This is a genomic window from Pseudomonas sp. NPDC090752, from assembly GCF_055584805.1.
On sequence record NZ_JBVJLI010000001.1, the window covers coordinates 40,632 to 64,255 of the forward strand.

General features: G+C 62.1%; 21 protein-coding genes. 4 read left to right on the forward strand and 17 right to left on the reverse strand.

The window, feature by feature from the left end; translation table 11 throughout:
* Positions 1–46: 46 nt before the first annotated feature.
* The gene (locus ACZ6YA_RS00230) at positions 47–943 is read left to right on the forward strand and encodes a DMT family transporter (protein WP_465894690.1); all 897 of its coding nucleotides are present in this window, start codon (positions 47–49) and stop codon (positions 941–943) included.
* 31 nt (positions 944–974) lie between these two features.
* Positions 975–1,901 carry a class I SAM-dependent methyltransferase gene (locus ACZ6YA_RS00235; protein ID WP_465894691.1) on the forward strand — a complete coding sequence of 309 codons (927 nt, stop codon included), beginning with the start codon at positions 975–977 and terminating at the stop codon, positions 1,899–1,901.
* Between the two features lie 109 nt (positions 1,902–2,010).
* Here ACZ6YA_RS00235 and ACZ6YA_RS00240 read toward each other — a convergent pair whose 3' ends face one another.
* The 9 genes from ACZ6YA_RS00240 to gcl all read right to left on the reverse strand — a co-directional run bounded on the left by ACZ6YA_RS00240 (position 2,011) and on the right by gcl (position 13,726).
* Positions 2,011–4,035: a mechanosensitive ion channel family protein gene (locus ACZ6YA_RS00240; RefSeq protein ID WP_465894692.1), complete on the reverse strand. Its 2,025-nt coding sequence runs from the start codon at positions 4,033–4,035 to the stop codon at positions 2,011–2,013.
* 209 nt (positions 4,036–4,244) lie between these two features.
* On the reverse strand, positions 4,245–5,243 hold the full coding sequence (locus ACZ6YA_RS00245) for a sulfate ABC transporter substrate-binding protein (RefSeq protein ID WP_465894694.1): 999 nt from the start codon (positions 5,241–5,243) through the stop codon (positions 4,245–4,247).
* A gap of 92 nt (positions 5,244–5,335) precedes the next feature.
* Complete coding sequence (locus ACZ6YA_RS00250; protein WP_465894695.1) at positions 5,336–6,160, reverse strand: ion transporter; 825 nt, start codon at positions 6,158–6,160, stop codon at positions 5,336–5,338.
* 44 nt (positions 6,161–6,204) lie between these two features.
* The gene (locus tag ACZ6YA_RS00255; RefSeq protein WP_465894696.1) at positions 6,205–7,080 is read right to left on the reverse strand and encodes an urea transporter; all 876 of its coding nucleotides are present in this window, start codon (positions 7,078–7,080) and stop codon (positions 6,205–6,207) included.
* A gap of 185 nt (positions 7,081–7,265) precedes the next feature.
* Positions 7,266–8,681 (reverse strand): pyruvate kinase, encoded by a 1,416-nt coding sequence (gene pyk, locus ACZ6YA_RS00260; RefSeq protein ID WP_465894697.1) that lies wholly within the window; start codon positions 8,679–8,681, stop codon positions 7,266–7,268.
* Positions 8,678–9,952, reverse strand: a complete 1,275-nt coding sequence (locus tag ACZ6YA_RS00265; protein WP_465894698.1) for a glycerate kinase type-2 family protein — start codon at positions 9,950–9,952, stop codon at positions 8,678–8,680. Before ACZ6YA_RS00265 ends, pyk begins: the two co-directional genes overlap by 4 nt.
* A gap of 124 nt (positions 9,953–10,076) precedes the next feature.
* On the reverse strand, positions 10,077–10,973 hold the full coding sequence (locus ACZ6YA_RS00270; RefSeq protein ID WP_465894699.1) for a 2-hydroxy-3-oxopropionate reductase: 897 nt from the start codon (positions 10,971–10,973) through the stop codon (positions 10,077–10,079).
* Between the two features lie 138 nt (positions 10,974–11,111).
* Positions 11,112–11,894: a hydroxypyruvate isomerase gene (gene hyi, locus ACZ6YA_RS00275; RefSeq protein WP_465894700.1), complete on the reverse strand. Its 783-nt coding sequence runs from the start codon at positions 11,892–11,894 to the stop codon at positions 11,112–11,114.
* 56 nt (positions 11,895–11,950) lie between these two features.
* Complete coding sequence (gcl, locus tag ACZ6YA_RS00280) at positions 11,951–13,726, reverse strand: glyoxylate carboligase (protein ID WP_465894701.1); 1,776 nt, start codon at positions 13,724–13,726, stop codon at positions 11,951–11,953.
* 257 nt (positions 13,727–13,983) lie between these two features.
* Here gcl and ACZ6YA_RS00285 point away from each other — a divergent pair, with 257 nt between their 5' ends.
* Complete coding sequence (locus ACZ6YA_RS00285; protein ID WP_465894703.1) at positions 13,984–14,424, forward strand: GlcG/HbpS family heme-binding protein; 441 nt, start codon at positions 13,984–13,986, stop codon at positions 14,422–14,424.
* An 84-nt stretch (positions 14,425–14,508) separates the two neighbouring features.
* Here ACZ6YA_RS00285 and ACZ6YA_RS00290 read toward each other — a convergent pair whose 3' ends face one another.
* Positions 14,509–15,120, reverse strand: a complete 612-nt coding sequence (locus tag ACZ6YA_RS00290; protein ID WP_400803662.1) for a TetR/AcrR family transcriptional regulator — start codon at positions 15,118–15,120, stop codon at positions 14,509–14,511.
* A gap of 132 nt (positions 15,121–15,252) precedes the next feature.
* Here ACZ6YA_RS00290 and ACZ6YA_RS00295 point away from each other — a divergent pair, with 132 nt between their 5' ends.
* On the forward strand, positions 15,253–16,167 hold the full coding sequence (locus tag ACZ6YA_RS00295; protein ID WP_465894704.1) for a DUF808 domain-containing protein: 915 nt from the start codon (positions 15,253–15,255) through the stop codon (positions 16,165–16,167).
* A 137-nt stretch (positions 16,168–16,304) separates the two neighbouring features.
* On the opposite strand, the gene ACZ6YA_RS00300 is transcribed toward ACZ6YA_RS00295, so the two are convergent.
* The 7 genes from ACZ6YA_RS00300 to puuE all read right to left on the reverse strand — a co-directional run bounded on the left by ACZ6YA_RS00300 (position 16,305) and on the right by puuE (position 23,259).
* Positions 16,305–17,087 (reverse strand): outer membrane protein OmpK, encoded by a 783-nt coding sequence (locus ACZ6YA_RS00300; RefSeq protein ID WP_400803657.1) that lies wholly within the window; start codon positions 17,085–17,087, stop codon positions 16,305–16,307.
* Positions 17,088–17,440: 353 nt separating this feature from the next.
* Complete coding sequence (locus ACZ6YA_RS00305; RefSeq protein ID WP_465894705.1) at positions 17,441–18,226, reverse strand: outer membrane protein OmpK; 786 nt, start codon at positions 18,224–18,226, stop codon at positions 17,441–17,443.
* A 137-nt stretch (positions 18,227–18,363) separates the two neighbouring features.
* A complete protein-coding gene (locus ACZ6YA_RS00310) occupies positions 18,364–19,719 on the reverse strand; it encodes a nucleobase:cation symporter-2 family protein (RefSeq protein WP_465894707.1) in 1,356 nt (451 codons plus the stop codon).
* Positions 19,720–19,890: 171 nt separating this feature from the next.
* Positions 19,891–21,219: a urate hydroxylase PuuD gene (locus ACZ6YA_RS00315; protein WP_403136246.1), complete on the reverse strand. Its 1,329-nt coding sequence runs from the start codon at positions 21,217–21,219 to the stop codon at positions 19,891–19,893.
* Between the two features lie 43 nt (positions 21,220–21,262).
* Complete coding sequence (locus ACZ6YA_RS00320) at positions 21,263–21,766, reverse strand: ureidoglycolate lyase (protein ID WP_465894709.1); 504 nt, start codon at positions 21,764–21,766, stop codon at positions 21,263–21,265.
* Positions 21,767–21,817: 51 nt separating this feature from the next.
* Entirely contained in the window at positions 21,818–22,333 is a 516-nt protein-coding gene (gene uraD / locus ACZ6YA_RS00325; protein ID WP_465894710.1) for a 2-oxo-4-hydroxy-4-carboxy-5-ureidoimidazoline decarboxylase, read from the reverse strand.
* Positions 22,333–23,259: an allantoinase PuuE gene (gene puuE / locus ACZ6YA_RS00330; protein ID WP_019471481.1), complete on the reverse strand. Its 927-nt coding sequence runs from the start codon at positions 23,257–23,259 to the stop codon at positions 22,333–22,335. Before puuE ends, uraD begins: the two co-directional genes overlap by 1 nt.
* Positions 23,260–23,624: the final 365 nt, after the last annotated feature.

Genomic DNA, 23,624 nt, shown 5'->3' on the forward strand with positions numbered 1-23,624 from the left:
CGGCCACCCTCTGCATAATTTTCCCAACGTCATTGGGAGGTGTGAGATGGACAGTTCATTGCGCCGTGGCTCGCTGGAAATGGTCGCCGCCATGCTGATTTCCGGGACCATAGGCTGGTTCGTGCTGGTGTCCGGGCAGCCGGTGCTGGAAGTGGTGTTCTGGCGCTGCGTGTTCGGCACCGGCACCTTGCTGGTGATTTGCGCAGCGTTTGGTTTTCTCAAACCGGGTGTGATCAGTCGTACGGCTTTCCTCCTGGCAATCGTCAGCGGTGTGGCCATCGTCGGTAACTGGCTGTTGCTGTTCGCCTCTTATTCACGGGCTTCGATCGCCATCGGTACAGCGGTGTACAACGTCCAGCCGTTCATGCTGGTGGGGCTGGCGGCGGTGTTTCTCGGCGAGAAGATCACCGCCGCCAAAGTCACCTGGCTGAGTGTGGCGTTCCTCGGCATGCTGGCGATCGTCAGCGCCCATGGCGCAGGGCAGGGCGGTGGTGAGGACTACCTGCTGGGTATCGGTCTGGCCTTGGGGGCGGCCTTTCTGTATGCCGTCGCCGCGCTGATCATCAAACGCCTGAAAGGTACTCCGCCGCACCTGATCGCCTTGATTCAGGTGGCCACCGGTGTGCTGTTGCTGGCGCCGTGGGTCAAACTTGGGGGCTTGCCTGGCGAACCCTCGGCGCTGGCCAGTCTGGTGACCCTGGGCATGGTCCACACCGGGCTGATGTACGTGCTGCTTTACAGCGCCATCCAGCGTTTGCCGACGGCACTGACCGGCGCACTGTCGTTCATCTACCCGATTGCCGCAATCCTGGTCGACTGGGTGGCGTTCGGGCACCGGCTGGCGCCGTTGCAGTGGCTGGGCGTGGCGTTGATCCTGCTGGCGGCGGCAGGGATGCAGCAGGGTTGGTGGTTCCGTTCGGCGCAGGTGGCGGCCAAAGGGTAGAATGCTCCCTTTTACCAGCTTGCGACCCGCCATGACCTCGCCGATCCAGACCCTCGAACAGCACCTGCTCACCGCCCTCGACCCCGCCCCCCAGGAAACCCGGCGCCTGTTCCATGGCCGCGGCCGCTGCTGGCCAGGGCTGGAACAGGTCACCGTGGACTGGCTGCAGGGTGTGTTGTCAGTGGCGTTGTTTCGCGAACCGCCAGAAGGTCAGCTGGCAGAACTGGAAGCCATGTTGAGCCACCTTGCCCAGCGCCCGCAATGGACCGGGCAGGGGATCCTCCTGCAGCACCGCTACCTGCCGGACAGCCCGGGCCAATGGCTGTGGGGTGAACCCTGCCAGCAGCGCGAGGTGGTCGAGGATGGTCTGACTTACCTGCTCGACCTGGGCGTGCGGCAGAACATAGGTTTGTTCCTCGACATGCGCTACGGCCGTCGCTGGGTGCGTGAACAGGCAGCCGGCAAGCGGGTGCTCAACTTGTTCGCCTATACCTGCGGTTTCTCGGTGGCGGCGATTGCCGGGGGGGCCGAGCAGGTGGTCAACCTGGACATGGCCAAGTCGGCGTTGTCCCGTGGCCGCGACAATCACCGGCTCAATGGGCACGATGCGTCGCGGGTGGCGTACCTGGGGCATGAGCTGTTCAAGTCGTGGGGCAAGGTGCGCAAGTATGGGCCGTATGACTTGATCATCATCGACCCGCCGACGTTCCAGAAGGGGAGCTTTGTACTGACCCAGGATTACGCGAAGATATTGCGTCGTTTACCGGAGTTGCTGAGCGAGGGTGGGACGGTGTTGGCGTGTGTGAATGATCCGGGTATCGGACCGGAGTTCCTGGTGGAAGGGATGGCTGAGCACGCGCCGGCCTTGGCCTTCGTTGAGCGGTTGGAGAACCCGCCGGAGTTTCCTGATGCTGATCCGGCGGGGGGGTTGAAGGCTTTGGTTTTCCAGCAGTGTTGACGTCGCCCTGACTGGCCTCTTCGCGGGCAAGCCCGCTCCCACAAGCGCACTACCGGTCCCGAGGGCAGCGCTGTACCTGTGGGAGCGGGCTTGCCCGCGAAGGGGGCCGTCAGGCTGAAACAGCCCGCACCGGCAGCGGATACACTTGCGCAAAGCTCACATTCTCCGTCTGGTCCACGCGCTTCTTCAGCCGCTCATTGAACGCCCGGCTCACCGCATACTGCCCGCCAGAAATGGTGCGGAACTGCGCCGTCAGCACAAACCCGTTCAAGTCCATGCGATCGACCCCGAACACCTGCAGCGGCCCCTGCAGGTTGATGCGCAGCAGCGGGTCGTCGCTGATCGATTGTCCCACCTCATGGATCAGCGCCAGTGACTCGTCTACATCGCTGTCATAGGTGAACTGCACCGAGAAGAACGCATAGGCGAATTGCCGCGACTGGTTGGTGACCGCCTTGATCTGACCGAACGGCACCGAGTGCACGAAGCCCTTGCCATCGCGCAGGCGCAGGGTGCGGATGGTCAGACTTTCTACGGTGCCGGCGTGGCCTGAGTCGAGCACGACCCAGTCGCCGATCGAGATGGTGTCCTCGATCAGGATGAACAGGCCGGTGATCACATCCTGCACCAACTGTTGCGAACCAAAGCCGATGGCCAGGCCGATCACCCCGGCACCGGCCAGCAGTGGCGCGACATTGATGCCCAGGTTGGCCATGGTGGTGATGGTGCAGATGACGATCAGCACGACCTTGATGGCGTTGCGCAGCATTGGCAGGATGGTCCGCACCCGGGTGCTCGGTTGTCGCGATGCCCGGCGTCCGACGGCAGGTTTGAGTGCTTCCTGGATAGCGGTGTCGAGCACCACCCACAGCAGCCAGGTGACCAACAGGATAAGGCCGATGCTCGACAGCGAATTGCTGATGGCCTGGCCCAGGCTGTTGCTCAGGGCAAAGCTGATCACCGAAACGCCCCAGATGCGCCCCAGCAGTTCGATGAAGGCAATCGCCATGGCGATGCGCAGCAGTGCGTGGGCGAGACTGCGTAGCAGTTCCTTGTAGGGCCGTACCCGTTGTCCAGCATCCGTTTCGCGTGGCGCCAGCAGGTGTTGCAGCAAGGTGCTGAGGAACACCGTGGAGACCAGCAGTACGGTGGTCAGCAAGGCGTTTTGCAGCGCCTTCTGGCTTTCTTCACCCGCGCCAATCAAATGAATGGCCGAAACCAGAATCATCAGCAGGATCGGCAGGTACCACACCACCGAGAAAATCCGCAGCGTCTCCTGCACGGCGCGGTGCTGCACGCGGTCCTTGTAGTCGCGGTTGCGGATCAGGTGGGCGACCGGGCGGCGCAGGCGGATAACCAGGCTGGCAAAGATGAAGGTCGCGGCGAGGCCGGTGAGCACCGCGATGCTGGCGGTGATATTGCCGCCCAGTTGGCGGGCGATCTGCGGGCTGGTCAAGGCGTCGCTCCAGGCCGCGAGGAAGCCGATGAGGAACAGCGGGCGCGGCGCCAGGCGCTTGATCACGGCCACGGCCGAGCGCTTGTGGCCGGCATCGAACAGGGTGATCAGGCACAGGATGATGGACGTCGAGAACAGGCCGCTGCTGGTCGCATAGGCCAGGCTCAGGCCCAGCGCACGGGCCACCGACGGGTCGAGGAAGCGGCTGACATAGAGCGTCAGCGGCAGGCTGGCCAACGCCGGCAAGGTATACGGCAGCAGGTAGCCGAGCAGGCTGCTGGCACGTTGGCGCTGGCGTAGCCAGGGGTTGGCGGTGACGCGTTTGCACAGCCAGCGGCCAAGGCTGGTGAGCACGGCGAAGCTGGCGGCCCAGGTCAGGGTCAGCAAGATGAAGTTGCCCGCCAGTTGCAGCGAGTCGCTGGCCGAATGGCGGTCTACCAGGCGTTCCATCTCCTTGGTGGCGCGGTCGGTGCGCAGGCGCCAGGCATCGACCAGGTGGGCGTCGAGGTCCAGTTCCTGGGCGGCGCTGTCCAGGCCGTCGGCCAGGGCACCGAGCAGGCCGCCTTGCAGGACCGCTTCCGGTTCGGCGGGTGGTTCTTCGGCGGGGGCGGGGTCTGCGGCCAGCAGGTGGGAGCTTAGTAGGCAGCCGAGCAGCAGGGTGGTGAGGTAGCGCAGCACTGGAGTACTCCTTGGGCCGGGATGAGCGGGGCAGGGTTACTCAAGGAACTGATTGGTGGGGTTGGGGAAAGTTCGATGTCATGTGTATTCAGTGCCGGCCTCTTCGCGGGGCAAGCCCGCTCCCACAGGTTTATCAGCAAGTTCTGGAACTGTGGAGAACCTGTAGGAGCGGGCTTGCCCCGCGAAGAGGCCGGCACTGGCTACATCAATTACTGACCGGTGTAGATCTGGTCAAACACCCCACCATCATTGAAGTGAGTCTTCTGCACGGTGCGCCAGTCACCAAAAGTCTTCTCCACCGACAGGAAGTCGACCTTCGGGAAGCGGTCTGTGTACTTGGCCAGCACCGTTGCATCACGCGGGCGCAGGTAGTTCTGCGCGGCGATTTCCTGGGCCGCTGGCGACCACAGGTACTTCAGGTATTCCTCGGCCACGGCCTGGGTGCCTTTTTTCGCCACCACCTTGTCGACCACACTCACCGGCGGTTCGGCCTCGGCGGACACGCTTGGGTAGACCACCTCGAACTGATCGCGGCCGAACTCGCGAGCGATCATTTCGGCTTCGTTCTCGAAAGTCACCAGTACGTCGCCGATCTGGTTGGTCATGAAGGTAGTGGTCGCGGCGCGGCCACCGGTGTCGAGCACCGGCGCCTGCTTGAACAGTTTGCCGACGAAGTCTTTGGCTTTGTTCTCGTCACCACCCTGTTTGAGCACGTAGCCCCAGGCCGAGAGGTAGGTATAGCGCCCGTTACCCGATGTCTTGGGGTTGGGGACAATCACCTGCACACCGTCCTTGAGCAGGTCTGGCCAGTCCTTCAGCGCCTTAGGGTTGCCTTTGCGCACGATGAACACGGTGGCCGAGGTGAACGGCGCGCTGTTATTCGGCAGACGCGTGACCCAGTTGTCCGGCACCAGCTTGCCATTGTCGGCCAATGCGTTGATGTCGGTGGCCATGTTCATGGTGATGACATCGGCCGGCAAGCCATCGATCACTGCACGCGCCTGCTTGCTCGAACCGCCGAAAGACATCTGCACATTGACCTTCTCATTGTGCTCGGCTTCCCAGTGCTTCTGGAACGCCGGGTTGTAATCCTTGTAGAAATCGCGCATCACGTCGTAGGACACGTTGAGTAGAGTCGGGGCGGCCTGGGCGAGGTTGCCCAAAGCCAGGCCGGCGGCGAGCAGCGAGGCGCTGAAGAGTTTTTTCACGAGGCTTCCTTGTTCTGGTTCAAATGTTTGGCAATGTGCCAGCGACTATAGCGTTTCGTTCTTGGGCGCTTAAAGACCAAATGGCTCTTTGCTTATTCGGTTTTCGGGAACAGCACGTTGCCACACCGCGAACAGAATGCCGCGCCGTGTTCGTGGGTCTTCTTGCTGCATGTCGGACAGTCATGCTGCAACTGTTCACCGCGCATGGCATTGGCCAGTTCCGCCGTGAAAATCCCGGTGGGCACGGCGATGATCGAGTAACCGGTGATCATCACCAGTGACGACAGCACCTGGCCCAGCGGGGTCTTTGGCACGATGTCGCCAAAGCCTACGGTGGTCAGGGTGACGATGGCCCAGTAGATGCCTTTGGGAATGCTGGTGAAGCCATGCTCGGGGCCTTCTATCACGTACATCAGGGTGCCGAACACGGTGACCAGGGTCGACACGCTGACCAGGAAAACGATGATCTTCTGCTTGCTGCCGCGCAACGCCTCCATCAGGTAGTTGGCCTGCTTCAGGTATTGGCCGAGCTTGAGCACGCGGAAAATCCGCAACATCCGAATGACCCGGATGATCAGCAGGTACTGGGCGTCGCTGTAGTAGATCGCGATGATGCCTGGCACGATCGCCAGCAGGTCAACCAGGCCGTAGAAGCTGAACGCGTAGCGTAGCGGCTTGGGTGAGCAGTACAGCCGGGTCAGGTACTCGGCGAGGAAGATCGCGGTAAAGCCCCATTCGATGCCCGCCAGCAGGCCAGCGTAGTTCTGATGGACTTCGTTGATGCTGTCGAGGATGACGATGACCAGGCTGGCCAGAATGATCAGCAGCAGGGTTTTGTCGAAACGTCTTCCAGCGACCGTGTCGGTCTGGAAGACGATGACGTAGAGCCGCTCGCGCAGGCTCGCAGGGTTGTTCATGGGCTCGGTCCGTTGGGCGATGGGCAGAGCCTAGGGGCTGGCTTTCAGCTGTGCAAGCGGCTGGCATTGCCGCGTTGGTTGAACGAAGCCAGGTGCTTGCCCAGGTGCATAAGCCAGCAGGCCACCACGAACGGCGCGGTAAGCCCGGCAATCGGCATCAGCTTGAACAATGGTTGCAGCAGCAGCGCCAGGGCGATGGCCAGCAGGGTCACCCAAGGCCGCTCGCCCTGGCGGCTGAAGGCCAGCGCCGCGAGGGCGGCGTTGAAGCCGTACAGCCCCATCCAGGCCGCTGGCGCCTGATCGGTGAGCAGCGTCACGCCACCGCCGATGGCTGAGCCAAGCACCGCCCACATGGCGGCATAAGGGTTGGCGATGAACATACCGATGATGATCAGCAGCCCGGCAAGGGGGCGGTCGAGCAGGAAGATTTGCCCGACGCCGCGTGCAAGAGCGTATAGCGGTTCTGCCTCGGCAAATACCGATGCACTGGGTTCGGCCACGAGCAGTGTGGCCCAGCCCAGCAGCACGAAGGGCGCGGTGTAGGCGATCAGCAGCTTGCCGCCGCGCTTGCGCCACTGATGGGTGATGATGCTGGACAGGCCACCAGCGGCGATGATCAGCGGCGGCATGATCGCCGACCAGGGCAGTACCGCGCTGATCAGGATGCCAATCAGCACGCCGTTGTAGCAATACAGGCCTGCCTGACGATCAGCGCGGTCGTACTGGCGGCGTTGGGCCGTAAGCAGGCCAGCCAGGGCGCCCAGCAGGGCGCCGCCGACCAGGCTGGGGGCGGTCAGCATGATGGCCAGCAGGCAGCACAGGCCGCACAAGGGGTTGCGCAGCAGCAGCACCTGGCTGAAGCCGTTGAGCAGCGCCGTGGCCCAGTCGGGGCACGGGTTGACGAAATTTTTGGTGTACATGGGCAGTCGGTAAGGTTGAAGGATGAGCGGTGGGCCTCTTTGGGCCTCGGTTTTCCGCATTCTTGTGGCATGTCACCTTTCCTGTGGGAGCGGGCTTGCCCGCGAAGGCGTCAGCCCAGGCAACATCGTTGCACTTGCTGGCCTCTTCGCGGGCAAGCCCGCTCCCACAGGAAGGACGGAGTGCCTTAGACCAAGGTCTCGATCCGCAGCGTATTAGTCGAACCCGGCTTGCCGAAAGGCACACCGGCAGTGATCAGCAGCGTGTCGCCACGGCTGGCCATGCCTTGGGCCTGGGCAATCTCAAGTGCCGTCGAGCAGATTTCGTCGACCTGGCGCAGGCGGTCGTTGACCACCGAGTGCACGCCCCAGGCCACGCTCAGGCGGCGGGCGGTGATCAGGTTCGGCGTCAGGTTGAGGATCGGCGCCCGTGGCCGCTCACGGGCGGCGCGCAAGGTCGAGGCGCCCGACTCGCTATAGTTGACCAGCACCGCCACCGGCAGAATGCCGCTGATACGGCGGATCGCGCAGCTGATCGCATCCGACACGGTGGCTTCGGCTTTGGGCCGGCCAACGTCGAGCTGGGCCTGGTAGTCCGGGCCATTTTCCACTTGGCGGATGATCTTGCTCATCATCTGCACGGCTTCCAGCGGGTAGTCACCCGAGGCGGTTTCGGCCGACAGCATCACGGCATCGGCACCCTCGGCCACGGCGTTGGCCACGTCGGTGACTTCGGCGCGGGTCGGTGCCGGCGAGAAGCGCATCGATTCGAGCATCTGGGTGGCCACCACCACCGGTTTACCCAGCTGGCGGCAGGTGCCGATGATGCCCTTCTGGATCTGCGGCACGCTCTCGGCCGGCACTTCCACGCCCAGGTCGCCACGCGCCACCATGATCGCGTCGGACAACTCGGCGATCGCCTGCAACTGCTCGACCGCCGAAGGCTTCTCGATCTTGGCCATCAGGTAGGCACGGTCGCCGATCAGTTGGCGCGCCTCGAGGATATCTTCCGGGCGCTGCACGAATGACAGGGCCACCCAGTCCACACCCAGTTCCAGGCCGAAGGCCAGGTCGCGGCGGTCTTTTTCGGTGAGCGGAGAGAGGTCCAGCACCGCTTGTGGCACGTTGACACCCTTGCGGTCGGACAGCTCGCCGCCAGCCAGCACCTCGGTGTCGATGGCATCGTTGTGCTTGGCGGTTACCCGCAGGCGCAGCTTGCCGTCATCGAGCAGCAGGTCCATGCCTGGCTCCAGCGCGGCGATGATCTCCGGGTGCGGCAGGTTGACCCGGCGGCTGTCACCCGGGGTGTTGTCCAGGTCCAGGCGCAGGGGCTGGCCGCGTTGCAGCTGGACCTTGCCTTCGGCGAAGCGGCCGACACGCAGTTTCGGCCCCTGCAGGTCCATGAGAATGCCCAGCGGGTAGTTCAGCTGCTGCTCGACTTCGCGGATCCACTGATAGCGCAGGGCGTGGTCGGCGTGCTCGCCGTGGCTGAAGTTGAGGCGGAAGATGTTCACCCCGGCTTCGACCAGCTGGCGGATGTCGTCGATGCCGTTGATCGCGGGGCCGAGGGTGGCGAGGATTTTGACTTTTTTATCAGGCGTCATGATTGTGCAGTCTCGAGGATCAGGATGGCGCGGAAGTCGTTGACGTTGGTGCGGGTCGGTTCGGTGACGATCAGCGCATCGAGCGCGGCGAAGTAGCCGTAGCCGTTGTTGTTGTCCAGCTCGTCGCTGGCCGATAGACCCAGGGCCTCGGCGCGGGCGTAGCTGTCGGGCGTCATGTAGGCGCCGGCGTTTTCTTCCGAGCCGTCGATGCCGTCGGTGTCACCGGCCAGGGCATACACGCCCGGCAGGCCCTTGAGATTCTCGGTGAGGCTCAGCAGGAACTCGGCGTTGCGCCCGCCACGGCCATTGCCGCGCACGGTGACCGTGGTTTCGCCGCCGGAAAGGATCACGCAAGGCGCCTTGAGCGGTTGGCCGTGCAGGACGATCTGCCGGGCGATGCCGGCATGCACCTTGGCCACTTCGCGCGATTCACCTTCCAGGTCACCCAGGATCAGCGGGCTGAAGCCAGCCTGGCGGGCTTTCACCGCGGCGGCTTCAAGCGATTGCTGGGGCTTGGCGATCAGCTGGAAATGGCTGCGCGCCAGTGCCGGGTCGTCGGCCTTGACGGTTTCTGAAGCCGGGTTGTTGAGCCAGTCGATGACCGCTTTCGGCGCTTCGATGTCGTAGCGCTTGAGGATCGCCAGGGCATCGGCCGAGGTACTTGGGTCGGCCACGGTGGGGCCGGAGGCGATGACCGTGGCGAGGTCGCCAGGCACATCGGAAATCGCGTAGGTATAAACGGTGGCCGGCCAGCAGGCCTTGGCCAGGCGGCCGCCCTTGATCGCCGAAAGGTGCTTGCGCACGCAGTTCATCTCGCCAATGGTGGCGCCGGATTTGAGCAGCGCTTTGTTGATGTGTTGCTTGTCGGCCAGGGTCAGGCCTTCGGCCGGCAGTGCGAGCAGGGCGGAACCCCCGCCGGACAGCAGGAAGATGACGCGGTCGTCTTCATTGAGGTTGCTGACCAGTTCCAGCACGCGTTTGGCCACGGCAAGGCCCGCGGCATCCGGGACTGGATGGGCGGCTTCGACCACTTCGATCTTCTGGCAGTTAGCGCCATGACCGTAACGGGTGACCACCAGCCCGGATACTTCGCCTTGCCAGCTTTTTTCGACCACTTCGGCCATGGCGGCTGCGGCCTTGCCGGCGCCGATGACGATGACCCGGCCGCTGCGGTCGGCGGGCAGGTAGGGTTCGAGGACTTGGCGCGGGTGGGCGGCGGCGATGGCTGTGTCGAACAGGTCGCGGAGAAGTTTTTGCGGATCGACCGACATGGCAGGCTCCCAATTATTGTTGTTCTGCAGAATCGAAAACGCCCCTGGAACTGCCTCCGTGCAGGCCGAACCAGGGGCGGGTGTTGCTCGGTGTGGAGGCTGCACAGCAGCCCCCGAATTCAGCTTATTTGCCTTCGCCGCGGATCGAGAAGTTGGCCATATGCTCCAGGCCTTTGATCAGCGCCGAGTGGTCCCAGTTGCCGCCGCCCAGGGCCTGGCAGGTGTTGAACACTTGCTGGGCGTTGGAGGTGTTGGGCAGGTTGATGCCCAGTTCCTTGGCGCCTTGCAGGGCCAGGTTGAGGTCCTTCTGGTGCAGGTTGATGCGGAAACCTGGATCGAAGGTGCCTTTGATCATGCGCTCGGCATGCACTTCGAGGATCTTCGACGAGGCGAAGCCGCCCATCAGGGCTTCACGCACCTTGGCAGGATCCGCGCCGTTCTTGGCGGCGAACAGCAGGGCTTCACTGACGGCCTGGATGTTCAGGGCGACGATGATCTGGTTGGCCACTTTGGCGGTCTGGCCGTCGCCGTTGCCGCCGACGCGGGTAATGTTCTTGCCCATGGCTTCGAACAGCGGCTGAGCGCGTTCGAAGGCTTTCGGGCAACCGCCGACCATGATACTCAGGGTCGCGGCTTTGGCACCGACTTCACCACCGGACACCGGGGCGTCCAGGTAGGCGGCGCCAGTGGCTTTGATTTTCTCGGCGAAGGCTTTGGTGGCGGTCGGCGAGATCGAGCTCATGTCGATCACGACTTTGTTCGGCCCTACGCCTTCAGCGACGCCGTTTTCACCGAACAGGACGCTTTCGACCTGCGGGGTGTCCGGCACCATGATGATGATGAATTCGGCTTCCTGAGCAACCTCCTTAGGGTTGGCCAGGGCCACCGCGCCAGCGGCGATCAGGTCGGCCGGGGCGGCGTCGTGGTGAGTGGAAACGAAGATGCTGTGACCTGCTTTTTGCAGGTTCTGGGCCATGGGTTTGCCCATGATGCCGGTGCCGAGGAAACCGATTTTAGCCATGAGAATTTACCTCTTTGTATTTATAGAATCTCAAGTACGACCCGGAGCCTGTGGGAGCGGGCTTGCCCGCGAAAGCGGCGGTGAAGCCACTATTGCATTCGCGGGCAAGCCCGCTCCCACAGGTTCGGTGTTCAGCCTTCAGATTGCATTGTGGGTTTTCAGCCAGCCCAGACCCGCTTCGGTGGTGGTCAGCGGCTTGTACTCTGCGCCGATCCAACCCTGGTAGCCGATGCGGTCCAGGTGCTCGAACAGGAAGCGGTAGTTGATCTCACCGGTGCCGGGTTCGTTGCGACCTGGGTTGTCCGCCAGCTGGATGTGGTTGATCAGTTTCAGGTTGGCTTCCATGGTGCGAGCCAGGTCACCTTCCATGATCTGCATGTGGTAGATGTCGTACTGCAGGAACAGGTTATCGCTGCCGACTTCGGCCTGGATTTCCAGGGCCTGTTTAGTGGTGTTCAGGTAGAAGCCGGGGATGTCACGGGTGTTGATCATTTCCATGACCAAGCGGATCCCAGCGGCCTCAAGCTTGTCGGCGGCGAACTTCAGGTTGTCGACAAAGGTCTTGCGTACGTCGGCGCACTGCAGGCCTTGCGGACGAATGCCGGCCAGGCAGTTGATCTGGGTGTTGCCCAGGACCTTGGCGTATTCAATAGCCTTGTCGACACCGGCGCGGAATTCTTCGACGCGGTCCGGGTGGCAGGCAATGCCGCGTTCACCCTTGCCCCAGTCGCCTGCCGGCAGGTTGAACAGCACCTGGGTCAGGCCGTGGGCATCGAGTTGCTGCTTGATTTCAGCGGCGCTGAAATCGTACGGGAAGAGGTATTCAACGCCGCTGAAGCCAGCATCGGCTGCAGCCTTGAAGCGGGCCAGGAAGTCCTGTTCGGTGAACAGCATGGACAGGTTGGCAGCGAAGCGAGGCATGAGTTGTCTCCTTGCGATGAAGGCCCCCAGCGCGTGCGCATGGGGGCGTCAGGCGATCAGTCCAGCAGCGAGATGGCGGTTGGCGCGTCGTTGCCGACCAGGGCCAGGTCTTCGAACTCGTTGACCGCGTTGATCTCGGTGCCCATGGAAATGTTGGTCACACGCTCGAGGATCACTTCGACCACCACCGGCACGCGGAACTCTTCGGCCATCTTCTGCGCCTTGAGCAGGGCAGGGGCGATTTCGCCTGGCTCGAACACACGGATGGCTTTACAGCCCAGGCCTTCGACCACGGCGACGTGGTCGACACCGTAGGTGGCGGCGTCGGTCGAGTTGATGTTCTCGAACGCCAGTTGTACACAGTAATCCATCTCGAAGCCACGCTGCGCCTGGCGGATCAGGCCGAGGTAGGCGTTGTTCACCAGCACGTGGACGTAGGGCAGGTTGAACTGCGCGCCCACGGCCAGTTCTTCGATCATGAACTGGAAGTCGTAGTCACCCGACAGCGCGACCACTTTGCGTTTCGGGTCGGCCTTGACCACGCCCAAGGCTGCAGGGATGGTCCAGCCCAGCGGGCCGGCCTGGCCGCAGTTGATCCAGTTGCGTGGCTTGTACACGTGCAGGAACTGCGCACCGGCGATTTGCGACAGGCCGATGGTGCTGACGTAGCAGGTGTCCTTGCCGAACACCTGGTTCATTTCCTCGTAGACGCGCTGCGGCTTGACCGGCACGTTGTCGAAGTGAGTCTTGCGCTGCAGGCTCGACTTGCGCTCCTGGCAGTCTTCCAGCCAGGCCTTGCGGCACTTCAGCTTGCCAGCGGCTTTCCACTCGCGGGCCACTTCAAGGAACACGTCCAGTGCCTTGCCGGCATCGGAAACGATACCCAGGTCTGGGGTGAACACGCGGCCGATCTGGGTCGGTTCGATGTCCACGTGCACGAACTTGCGGCCTTCGGTGTAGACATCGACGGAGCCGGTGTGGCGGTTAGCCCAACGGTTGCCGATACCGAACACCATGTCGGATTTCAGCAGGGTGGCGTTGCCGTAGCGGTGCGAGGTCTGCAGGCCGACCATGCCCACCATTTGTGCGTGGTCGTCCGGGATGATGCCCCAGCCCATAAGGGTCGGTACAACCGGTACACCGGTCAGCTCGGCGAACTCGACCAGCTTGTCGCTGGCGTCGGCGTTGATGATGCCGCCACCGGCAACCAGCAGTGGGCGCTCGGCGTCGTTGAGCAGGGCCAGGGCTTTTTCAGCCTGCACGCGGGTAGCGGCCGGCTTGTTGACGGCCAGCGGCTCGTAAGCGTCGATGTCGAATTCGATTTCGGCCATCTGCACGTCGAACGGCAGGTCGATCAGTACTGGGCCTGGGCGGCCGCTGCGCATTTCGAAGAAGGCTTTCTGGAAGGCGTAAGGCACTTGGCCCGGCTCCAGCACGGTGGTTGCCCACTTGGTGACCGGCTTGACGATGCTGGTGATGTCGACTGCCTGGAAGTCTTCCTTGTGCAGGCGAGCACGCGGCGCTTGCCCGGTGATGCAGAGGATTGGAATGGAGTCGGCCGACGCGCTGTACAGGCCGGTGACCATGTCGGTGCCGGCAGGGCCGGAAGTGCCGATGCACACGCCGATGTTGCCCGGGTTGGCGCGGGTGTAACCCTCGGCCATGTGCGAGGCGCCTTCAACGTGACGAGCGAGGACGTGATCGATGCCACCGACTTTTTTCAGGGCCGAGTACAACGGGTTGATGGCAGCCCCTGGGATGCCGAACGCGGTATCTACACCTTCACGGCGCATGACCAGAACGGCTGCATCGATTGCTCTCATTTTGCTCATGGGTTGTGCCTCATCGATTTTGTAATTGTATACAACTTGCTTTGTGCCAGAGTGTATTCACGGCTAGCGGTTCAGGTCAACGGGTTTTCGTCGGGCAAGGGTGCTTTCGTTCGAGCGCCCGTGAAAACGGCTGTTTGCGAACTCGCATACGATCGTTTCAATTTATTGTATACAAAAACAGATTCAGTTGTGTTCTATTGGCTCATCCATTTTTCACCTGCCCTCAGGGCTTCTCACAACAAGAAGAGGACCTTTCCATGAACGCTTTGAACCTGAAAGTCGCTGTCAGCCTGGTGAACGCCGCGCTGGCGGCGGGCCGCAAGATCAATGCCGCACCGTTGACGGTGGTGGTGCTGGATGCCGGTGGGCATGTGCTGGCATTGCAGCGCGAGGACGGCGCCAGCCTGATTCGCCCGGCAGTGGCAACGGGCAAGGCCTGGGGGGCAATTGCCCTGGGTAAGGGGTCGCGTTTGCTGGCGTTGGATGCGCAGCAGCGGCCGGCGTTTTTTGCTGCGTTGAATGGTTTGGGTGAGCGGCCGGTGGTGCCGGCGCCGGGGGGGGTGCTGATTCGCGATCAGGACGGCAAGGTGCTGGGTGCGGTCGGGATCAGCGGTGATACGTCGGATATCGACGAGCAGTGTGCGATCAGTGCGATCGAAGAGGTGGGGTTGAAGGCGGATGCGGGGGTGGCTGCCTAGATCTCTATTGGCTGTACTGGCCTATTCGCGGGGCAAGCCCGCTCCCACAGGTTGTGGGGGCGGGCTTGCCCCGCGAATGGGCCTTCAGGCCGCCTCGGGCTCGCAGCCCTTGAGTACCAGCCGGATGATTGTTTCGGCCGCTGCTTCATAGTCACTGTCGGCGAGTTTGTCCTTGCCGGTGATCACCGAAATCTGCCAATCGAAATCGGCATAGGTCTGGGTCGCTGCCCAGATGCTGAACATCAGATGATGCGCATCGACCTTGGCGATCTGCCCACGCTCGATCCAGCGCTCGATGCACTCGATGTTATGCCGGGCCTGCTCGTTGAGCTGCTCGACCTGCTTCGGCGAAAGGTGCGGCGCGCCGTGCATGATCTCGCTGGCGAACACCTTCGACGCATGCGGCAGGTCGCGCGAAATGCGGATCTTCGAGCGGATATACGAACTCAGTACTTCCTTGGGGTCGCCGTCGGCATTGAACGGCGTCGACGCCTGCATGATTGGCGCGATGATGCTCTCCAGGACCTCGCGGTAGAGGTTGTCCTTGGATTTGAAGTAATAGTACACGTTCGGCTTGGGCAGGCCGGCCTTGGCCGCGATATCGCTGGTCTTGGTGGCGGCGAAGCCCTTGTCGGCGAATTCCTCGCTGGCCGCGCGCAGGATCAATTCCTTGTTGCGCTCGCGAATGGTGCTCATGGTCAGGGATCTTCCTCGTGTCTGGCCACCTCTAAGAGGGATCGGGCATGGTAGCACCGCGCCCGACGGGGGCTCAAGGCAGCGGCTTTGGGCTAGAATCCGGCAAATTGAATTATTTGGAAACATGCAAACATGGCAGGAAGCAGTCTACTGGTACTGATCGACGACATCGCCACGGTGCTCGACGACGTTTCGCTGATGACCAAAGTCGCGGCGAAAAAAACCGCAGGCGTGCTGGGCGACGACTTGGCGCTCAATGCCCAGCAGGTCACCGGCGTGCGTGCCGAGCGCGAGATTCCGGTGGTGTGGGCGGTGGCCAAGGGATCGTTCGTCAACAAGGCGATCCTGGTGCCGGCGGCGCTGCTGATCAGCGCGTTCATTCCCTGGGCGGTGACGCCGCTGCTGATGATCGGTGGTGCGTACCTGTGCTTCGAAGGCTTTGAAAAGCTCGCGCACAAGTTCCTCCACAGCAAGGAAGAGGACGCCGCGGAGCACACCGCGCGCAGCGAGGCCGTCGCCAATGCCGACGTGGATCTGGTGGCCTTTGAGAAAACCAAGATCAAGGGTGCGGTGCGCACCGACTTCATTCTCTCGGCCGAGATCATCGCCATTACCCTGGGCACCGTGGCCGATGCGCCGCTGACCCAGCAGATCATCGTGCTGTCGGGTATTGCGATCGTCATGACCATCGGTGTGTATGGGCTGGTGGGCGGTATCGTCAAGCTCGATGACCTGGGGTTGTGGATGACCCAGAAGGCTTCGAAGGTCGCACAGGCGGTGGGCAATGGCATCCTGCGGGCGGCGCCGTACATGATGAAGAGTCTGTCGGTGATCGGGACGGCGGCGATGTTTCTGGTCGGTGGGGGGATTCTGGTGCATGGCGTTGCGCCGCTGCATCATGCCATCGAGGCCTTCAGTGAAGGGCGGGGTGGCGTGGTCACCAGCGCGTTGCTCAACGGTGGTGTAGGTGTGTTGGCCGGGGCTCTGGTGTTGGCGGTAGTGGGTATTGTCGGGAAGCTTTGGCGCGCAGTTAGGCCGGCTCATTGATGTGGATGGCCGGGGCTTTGCCCCGGTTCGCGGGGCAAGCCCGCTCCCACAGGTATTTCACAGGTTCCAGGGATTGTCCTGAATCTGTGGGAGCGGGCTTGTCCCGCGAATGGGCTGCATGGCAGCCCCGCTGGCTATCAGAAGTGAACCTTGACCAGGAAGCTCGCAGTGTTCTGGTCAGTGGTGAACCCGTCGGAATCCTTGATCCCGTACTTGTTCTTCCAGTAGTCGTACTCAAAGCCCACGTACAGCTGTTTCTCGCCCAGGTGCAACGCCTTGCCCAGGTCGTATTTGACCTGTGGGTTGAAGTGCAGGTTGGCGTGATAGGTGCCGCGACGGTTCTCGTCGTTGTCGACCACCCAGTCCATGAAGCCGTCGATGAGGATGTCGGACGAGCCCACGGGAATGGTGTAGGACCATACCGGGGTGATCTGCCAGACGTTGTCACCGGCGCGGCTGCCGTCGGTGGTGCGCTGGTAGAAGTTCAGCTGGAAGTAGTCGAAGCCCGGGATGTCCAGGTCGAAACCTGGGCCGATCAGGTAGGACTCGGTATCACCCTCGCCGAACTCGTAGGTCATGGCCAGCAGCACGTCCTTGACCGGGCCGAAGGCCAGCTTCTGGTCGAAGATCTTGCCGAACGACAAACGCGGGCTGATTTCACCGTAATAGGTGTTGTCGCCGTTCCCCGCGTCCTTCTTGCCGTTGTAGAAAATCTTGTCGACGAAGATGAAGTTGTCACCGTACTTCCAGCCGTCGGCGTGCTCGAAGGTCACGGTCTGCTGGATCGCCGGGTTGACCTTGAAGTTCTTGCCCCACAGGTAGGTCAGGCTGTTGTTCTGCCACTGCAGCAGGTCGTCGGCTTGGGTGGCGCCGCAGGCCAGCAGGCCGCCCGCGAGAATCAGGCTATTGATGGTACGCATTGCGAGTGTCGCTCCCTTGATTGATCTGTTGTCAGCGCTCGGTGTTGGCGCTGTTTTTGTCTTTTGAGTCAGCTTTTTTCGATAGGCCACAGCTGTTTGGCAAGAGCTGCGCCAACTTTTCCGGGTTAGCTACAACCTTCCTGCTCGACTCGTTCTGAACGGATGAAATGGGTCTTTCTGGCTGGCAACACGTTGGCCAACCGCCCGAATTCATTGACTGAGCGGTCAGTAAACGCAGGCAGGATCCGTCCTGCCCTGATCGAGGGGGCGCGCAGATTACTGGCTTGCGCGCCTGGCCTCAAGTGCTCCGTCCTGGAGCACGGTGTATCAAACTTGGGCGTTTGGTCAGGTTATCAGAAGTGCACCTTGATCAGCGCGCTGGCCACGCTCTGGTTGCTCTCCAGATTGCCGCGGCTGTCGATGCCGTACTTGTCCTTCCAATAGCTGTACTCGAAGCCCACGTACAGCTGTTTGGCGCCGAGGCTCAGGGCTTTGCCCAGGTCGTATTTTACCTGCGGGTTAAAGTGCAGGTTGGCGTGGTAGGTGCCACGGCGGGTCTGGTCGTTGTCGGTGACCCAGTCCATGTAACCGTCGATCAGAATGTCCGATCTGCCCACGGGAATGGTGTAGGACCAGCCGGGAGTGATCTGCCAGACGTTGTCACCCGGGCGGCTGCCCTCGGTGTTACGCACGTAGAAGTTCAAGGTGAAATAGTTGAAGCCGGGAATGTCCAGGTCGAAGCCAGGGCCGATCAGGTAGGCCTCGTTGTCGCCTTCGCCGCGCTCGTAGGTCATGGCCAGCAACACATCCTTGATCGGGCCGAAGGCAAGCTTCTGGTCGAAGATCTTGCCGAGCGACAGGCGCGGGCTGAACTCACCGTAGTAGGTGGTCACGCCTTTGCTGGCGTCGGGCTTGCCGTTGTAGAAGATCTTGTCGACGAACATGAAGGTGTCGCCGTACTTCCATTTGTTGGCGTGCTCGAAGGTGATGGTCTGCTGGATATCAGGGTTGACCTTGAAGTCCTTGCCGTACAAGTACGTCAGGCTTTCGCCATGCCACAGCAGCCATTCGCCTGCATGCGCGGGGAGGGTGGCCAGCAGGCTGCTGCCCAGCAGCAAGCTCGATGTGATGCGCTTCATGTTGTGATTCCCGGACTTATTGTTTTTGTTGGCGGTTTTTTCGGCGCGCAGGCGCCCCGGGCGGCCCATTCCGGCGGGCCGACGGCACAGCGTTTATTGCGAAAGGAGGAAAGGGCGGCGTTGCGCCGCCCTGCAACTCAATGCTCGTGACAGGCGTCGTTATGCACGGCGCGTTCGGCACCACCGAGGATGTTGAACAGCACGTTCAGCACCAGGGCACTGACCGTGGCCATGGCGATGCCACTGTGGGTGATGGGTTCCATCCACTGTGGCATCTGTGCGAAGAACTCCGGGCGCACCACGGGGATCAGGCCGAAGCCGACGCTGACGGCGACCAGCAGCTGATTGCGACGGTCGCCGATGTCCGCTTCCTGAAGGATCTTGATCCCGGTGGCAGTGACCATGCCGAACATGGCGATGGACGCGCCACCCAGTACCGCAGGCGGGATCGAGGCGATCAGGAACGCCGCTTTGGGCAGCAGGCTTAGCAGAATCAGCAGTGCGCCGGCGACGATGGTGACGAAGCGGCAGCGCACGCCGGTCATCTGCACCAGGCCGATGTTCTGCGCGAACGAGGAGTGGGTGAAGGTGTTGAAGAACCCGGCGATGAACGACGCACCGGCATCGCACAGCAGGCCGCGGCGCAGCATCCCGGGGGTGACTTCACGGTCGGTGACCTTGCCCAGGGCGAGGAACATGCCGGTGGACTCGACGAAGATGATCACCACCACCAGGCACATCGACAGGATCGGCGCCAGGCTGAAGGTCGGCATGCCGAAATGCAGTGGGGTGACCACTTGCAGCCACGGTGCTTCGTTCAGACCGGAGAGGTCGACCATGCCGATGGAGCCGGCCAGGATGTAACCCAGGCCCATGCCCACCAACACCGACACGTTGACCCAGAAGCCGCGCATGAAGCGATTGATCAACAGGATCACGGCCAGTACCAGGCCAGCCACCATCAGGTAGATCGGCGAGCCAAAGGCTTCAGCTTCATGGCCGCCACCGGCCCAGTTGACCGCCACCGGGAACAGCGACAGGCCGATGGAGGTAATTACGGTGCCGGTAACCAGCGGTGGGAAGAAGCGTACGACCTTGGACATGAACGGCGCGATCAGCATGCCGAAGAACCCGGCGGCGATGGTCGCGCCGAAGATCCCTTGCAGGCCCACGCCGGGCATGCCAGCCATGGCTACCATGCTGCCGACGGCAGCGAAACTGGCACCCATCATCACCGGCATACGGATCCCGACCGGGCCGATACCGAACGACTGGATGATGGTGGCGACGCCAGCGACCAGCAGGTCGGCGTTGATCAGGAAGGCGACTTCTTCACGGGACAACCCGGCTGCCTGGCCGATGATCAGAGGCACGGCAATCGCGCCTCCGTACATCAGCAGAACGTGTTGCAGGCCAACCAGGATCAATTGGAACAGGGGCAGAGGTTCTCGCGGCGGCGCAACGGGAATGTACGCCTTGCGTGACTCGGACATGCAGCACCTCGAGTTTTGTTTTTATTCTCGGATCCAAGCGCCAGTTCGTGGCTGAACGCTCGATGCTTGCTTGTTGCGTGTTTCTTGTAACGAGGGCCGGCAGTGCCGGCCCTTTCGCGGCGCAAGGCCGCTCCCACAGGGGCGCGCGGACGCCCCGGCAGGAGAGGTGTATCAGTTGACCTGGGCGCCTTTGGCGATCCAGTCACCGACGAGCTTGCGCTCTTCGGCAGTCATCTGGGTGATGTTGCCCAGCGGCATGATCTGGCTGGCGACCGCTTGCGCCTGAATGCGCGCGGCCTGGGCCTGGATCTGCTGCGGTGTGTCGAACATCACGCCGGCAGGGGCGGCGCTGAACAGTGGGCTGGTCGGTTTCGACGAGTGGCACACGGTGCAGCGTTCCTGGATGACGGTGTGGATCTTGTCGAATGCGCCGCCGCCAACCTGAGCGGTGGCCTGGGCCGGAGCCTCGGCGGGAGCAGCAGGGGCTTCAGCTGCCTTGGCGGCGTCTTCGGCACGTTGCTCGGCAGCGGTCTTGCCGCCTACAGCGGTAGCTGGCAGTGGCTGGTATTCGATCTTCGCCGCCGCCTGCTCAGGCGCAACAGCCATCGGCTTGGGGCCGGTGACGTAGGCCAGGCAGATCATCGCCAGGGCACCGACCGGCAGGGTCCAGGCGTACTTGCTGCTGTCGTGGCGGGTGTTGAAGTAGTGGCGGATCAGTACCGCAGCTACCGCAATGCCGGCCAGGATCAGCCAGTTGTACTGGCTACCGTAGGTGCTCGGGAAGTGGTTGCTGATCATGATGAACAGCACCGGCAGGGTGAAGTAGTTGTTGTGACGCGAACGCAGCAGGCCTTTGGCCGGCAGGCGTGGGTCGGGGGTAGTGTTGCTTTCGATCGCTGCCACCAGCTGGCGCTGGGCTGGCATGATGATGCGGAACACGTTACCGACCATGATGGTGCCGATGATCGCGCCAGTGTGCAGGTACGCGCCACGGCCGCTGAACACCAGGCTGAAGCCCCAGCAGGCAGCAATGATCAGCACGAACAGCACGCCGCCGAGCAGTGCCGGGCGTTTGCCCAAGGGCGAATCGCAGAGCAGGTCGTAGATGAACCAGCCGGCCACCAGCGAGCCGATACCGATGGCCACGCCCTCGGCACCGCTCAGGGTGCTGCCAGGGGCCAGCAGGTACAGGGTCGGGTTCCAGTAGAACACCACGCACAGCAGGGCGATACCGGACATCCAGGTAAAGTAGGCTTCCCATTTGAACCAGTGCAGGTTCTCGGGCATTTTCGGGGGCGCCAGCTTGTACTTCTCAAGGTGATAGATACCACCGCCGTGGATGGCCCAGAGGTCACCCGACAGCCCGTCGCGCGGATTGCTCCGGTTCAGGTTGTTTTCCAGCCAGACGAAGTAGAACGATGCACCGATCCAGGCGACACCGGTGATCATGTGAACCCAGCGAATGCTGAGGTTCAGCCACTCGTGAAGATGAGCTTCCACAGTATGTACCTCTGCCAGTCACCAAACGATGACGGACCTTTTCTTATTGGTGGGGATTGAGGATCAGCATCTGTTCCTCGCTGAAGTAATGCTCATCGCAGTTGTTGCCAGAACCACTGCGATCAACCACCAGGAAATCATCCCGCTTTTCGATCGTAAGCACCGGGTGGTGCCAAACGCCGCGATGGTAATTGATGCCCTGCCTGCCGTTGCTGCGGAAGGCGCGGACCAAGCCTGATACAGGTGCATCGCCAACGGGCGCGACCACGATCAGAAAGGGGTTGCCGAGCAGCGGGATGAAAGCCTGGCTGCCCAGCGGATGGCGTTCCAGCATGCGTACGGTCAGCGGCATGTCCAGCGCGTCGGCGCGGAAGATGCTGATGATCGCCTTGTCTTCAGGCTCGGCGGTCTCGACCGTGGCGAGCTTGTGAAAGCGCATGGTCGAGCCGTTGTTGATCATGAAGTGGTCGCTGCCATCGGTTTCGATCACGTCACCGAACGGGGCGAAGGCTTCTTTGGTCAGGGGCTCGATCATCAGGGTGCGCATGCGGTTATCTCTTCTGTTATTCGATTTTTTTAAATACGGTTCGGCTGTCGCTTACAGCTGCAGCAGACGGAACAGGGCGATCAGGTTGATCTGCGCCAGGGCTTCCTTGAATTCGGCATCGGCATCGTTGTGGATGCGTTTTTCGAACGAAGCGAGGATCTGGTGCCGGTTGCTGCCCTTGACCGCCATGATGAACGGGAACTGGAACTTGGCCTTGTAGGCATCGTTCAGCTCGGTGAAGCGGGCGAACTCTTCGGCGGTGCACTGGTGGATACCGGCGCCGGCCTGCTCGTTGGTGCTCGATTCGGTCAGCTCGCCCTGGACGGCGGCTTTGCCGGCGAGGTCCGGGTGAGCGTTGATCAGTGCCAGCTGGTCTGCATGGTCGGCACTGAGCAGGATGTCGCTCATGCGCTGGTGCAGCGCTTCGATCTCGTCCAGCTCGACCAACTGGCCCAGGTCATAGGCTTTTTCGGCGACCCACGGCGAGTGCTCGTAGATGTCGGCGAAGGCCTCGACGAACGCGTCGCGGCTCAGGGTCGATGGCTTGAGGGTCTTGAAAGCGGTCATCAGGCGTTCTCTTTCTTGTACGGGTGGGTGGCGTGCCAGTGGCGGGCGATGTCCGCGCGACGGGCGAACCAGACCTGGTCGTGGCTCTTGGCGTAGTCGACGAAGCGCTTCAGCGCAGCCAGGCGCGCGGGGCGGCCGACCAGGCGGCAGTGCAGGCCGATCGAAAGCATCTTCGGCGCCTCGGCACCTTCGGCGTAGAGCACGTCGAAGGCGTCCTTCAGGTACTGGAAGAACTGCTCGCCGCAGTTGAAGCCCTGTACCTGGGTGAAGCGCATGTCATTGGTGTCCAGGGTGTAGGGGATCACCAGGTGCGGCTTGCCGGTCGGGTTGTTCGGTTCCCAGTAGGGCAGGTCGTCGTCGTAGGTGTCGCTGTCGTAGAGGAAGCCACCTTCCTCCATGACCAGGCGGCGGGTGTTCGGTCCGGTGCGGCCGGTGTACCAGCCAACCGGGCGCTCGCCGGTCAGTTCGGTGAGGATGCGGATGGCTTCGAGCATGTGCTCGCGCTCCTGGGCCTCGTCCATGTTCTGGTAGTCGATCCAGCGATAGCCATGACTGCAGATCTCGTGGCCGGCTTCGGCCATGGCGCGGATCACGTCGGGGTGGCGCTGGGCGGCCATGGCCACGGCGAAGACCGTCAGCGGCACGCCGCTGTCCTTGAACAGCTTGAGCAGGCGCCACACGCCTGCACGGCTGCCGTATTCGTACAGCGATTCCATGCTCATGTTGCGCTGGCCTTGCAGCGGCTGGGCAGCGACCATCTCGGACAGGAAGGCTTCGGACTCTTTGTCACCGTGCAGGATGTTGCGCTCGCCACCTTCCTCGTAATTGAGCACGAAGGACAGCGCAATGCGAGCGTTGCCCGGCCATTGCGGGTGAGGAGGGTTGTTGCCGTAACCGATCAGGTCGCGAGGGTAGTCAGCGCTCACTGCAGTCTTCCTTCTTGTGCGTTTGTGCGGGGGTGGGCGGACCGCGTCGGGATGTCGCACCACCGGATGGGCTGATTGTATACAACTTCTGAAATCTTTTGTAAGCCTGTTTTTCCGCATTTCTTCCCTTTTGTCGCTTGAGAATGTGTTGCAAGAAACCTGCCTGATTGGTCAGTTAATGACATGGACGTCGGCACAGCGCCTGAATTTGCGTCTTATAGGCACTCGGATGGGGAGGCGAAAGGAGGGTATAAAAAATTGTGTACAATTTGTCGATGAAATGTCTTAATAACGCCATTCCCGCCCATCGCAGGTGCTTTACCGTGCGGATGGCTGTGTATTTTTTGCCCACAGATTGAACAAGA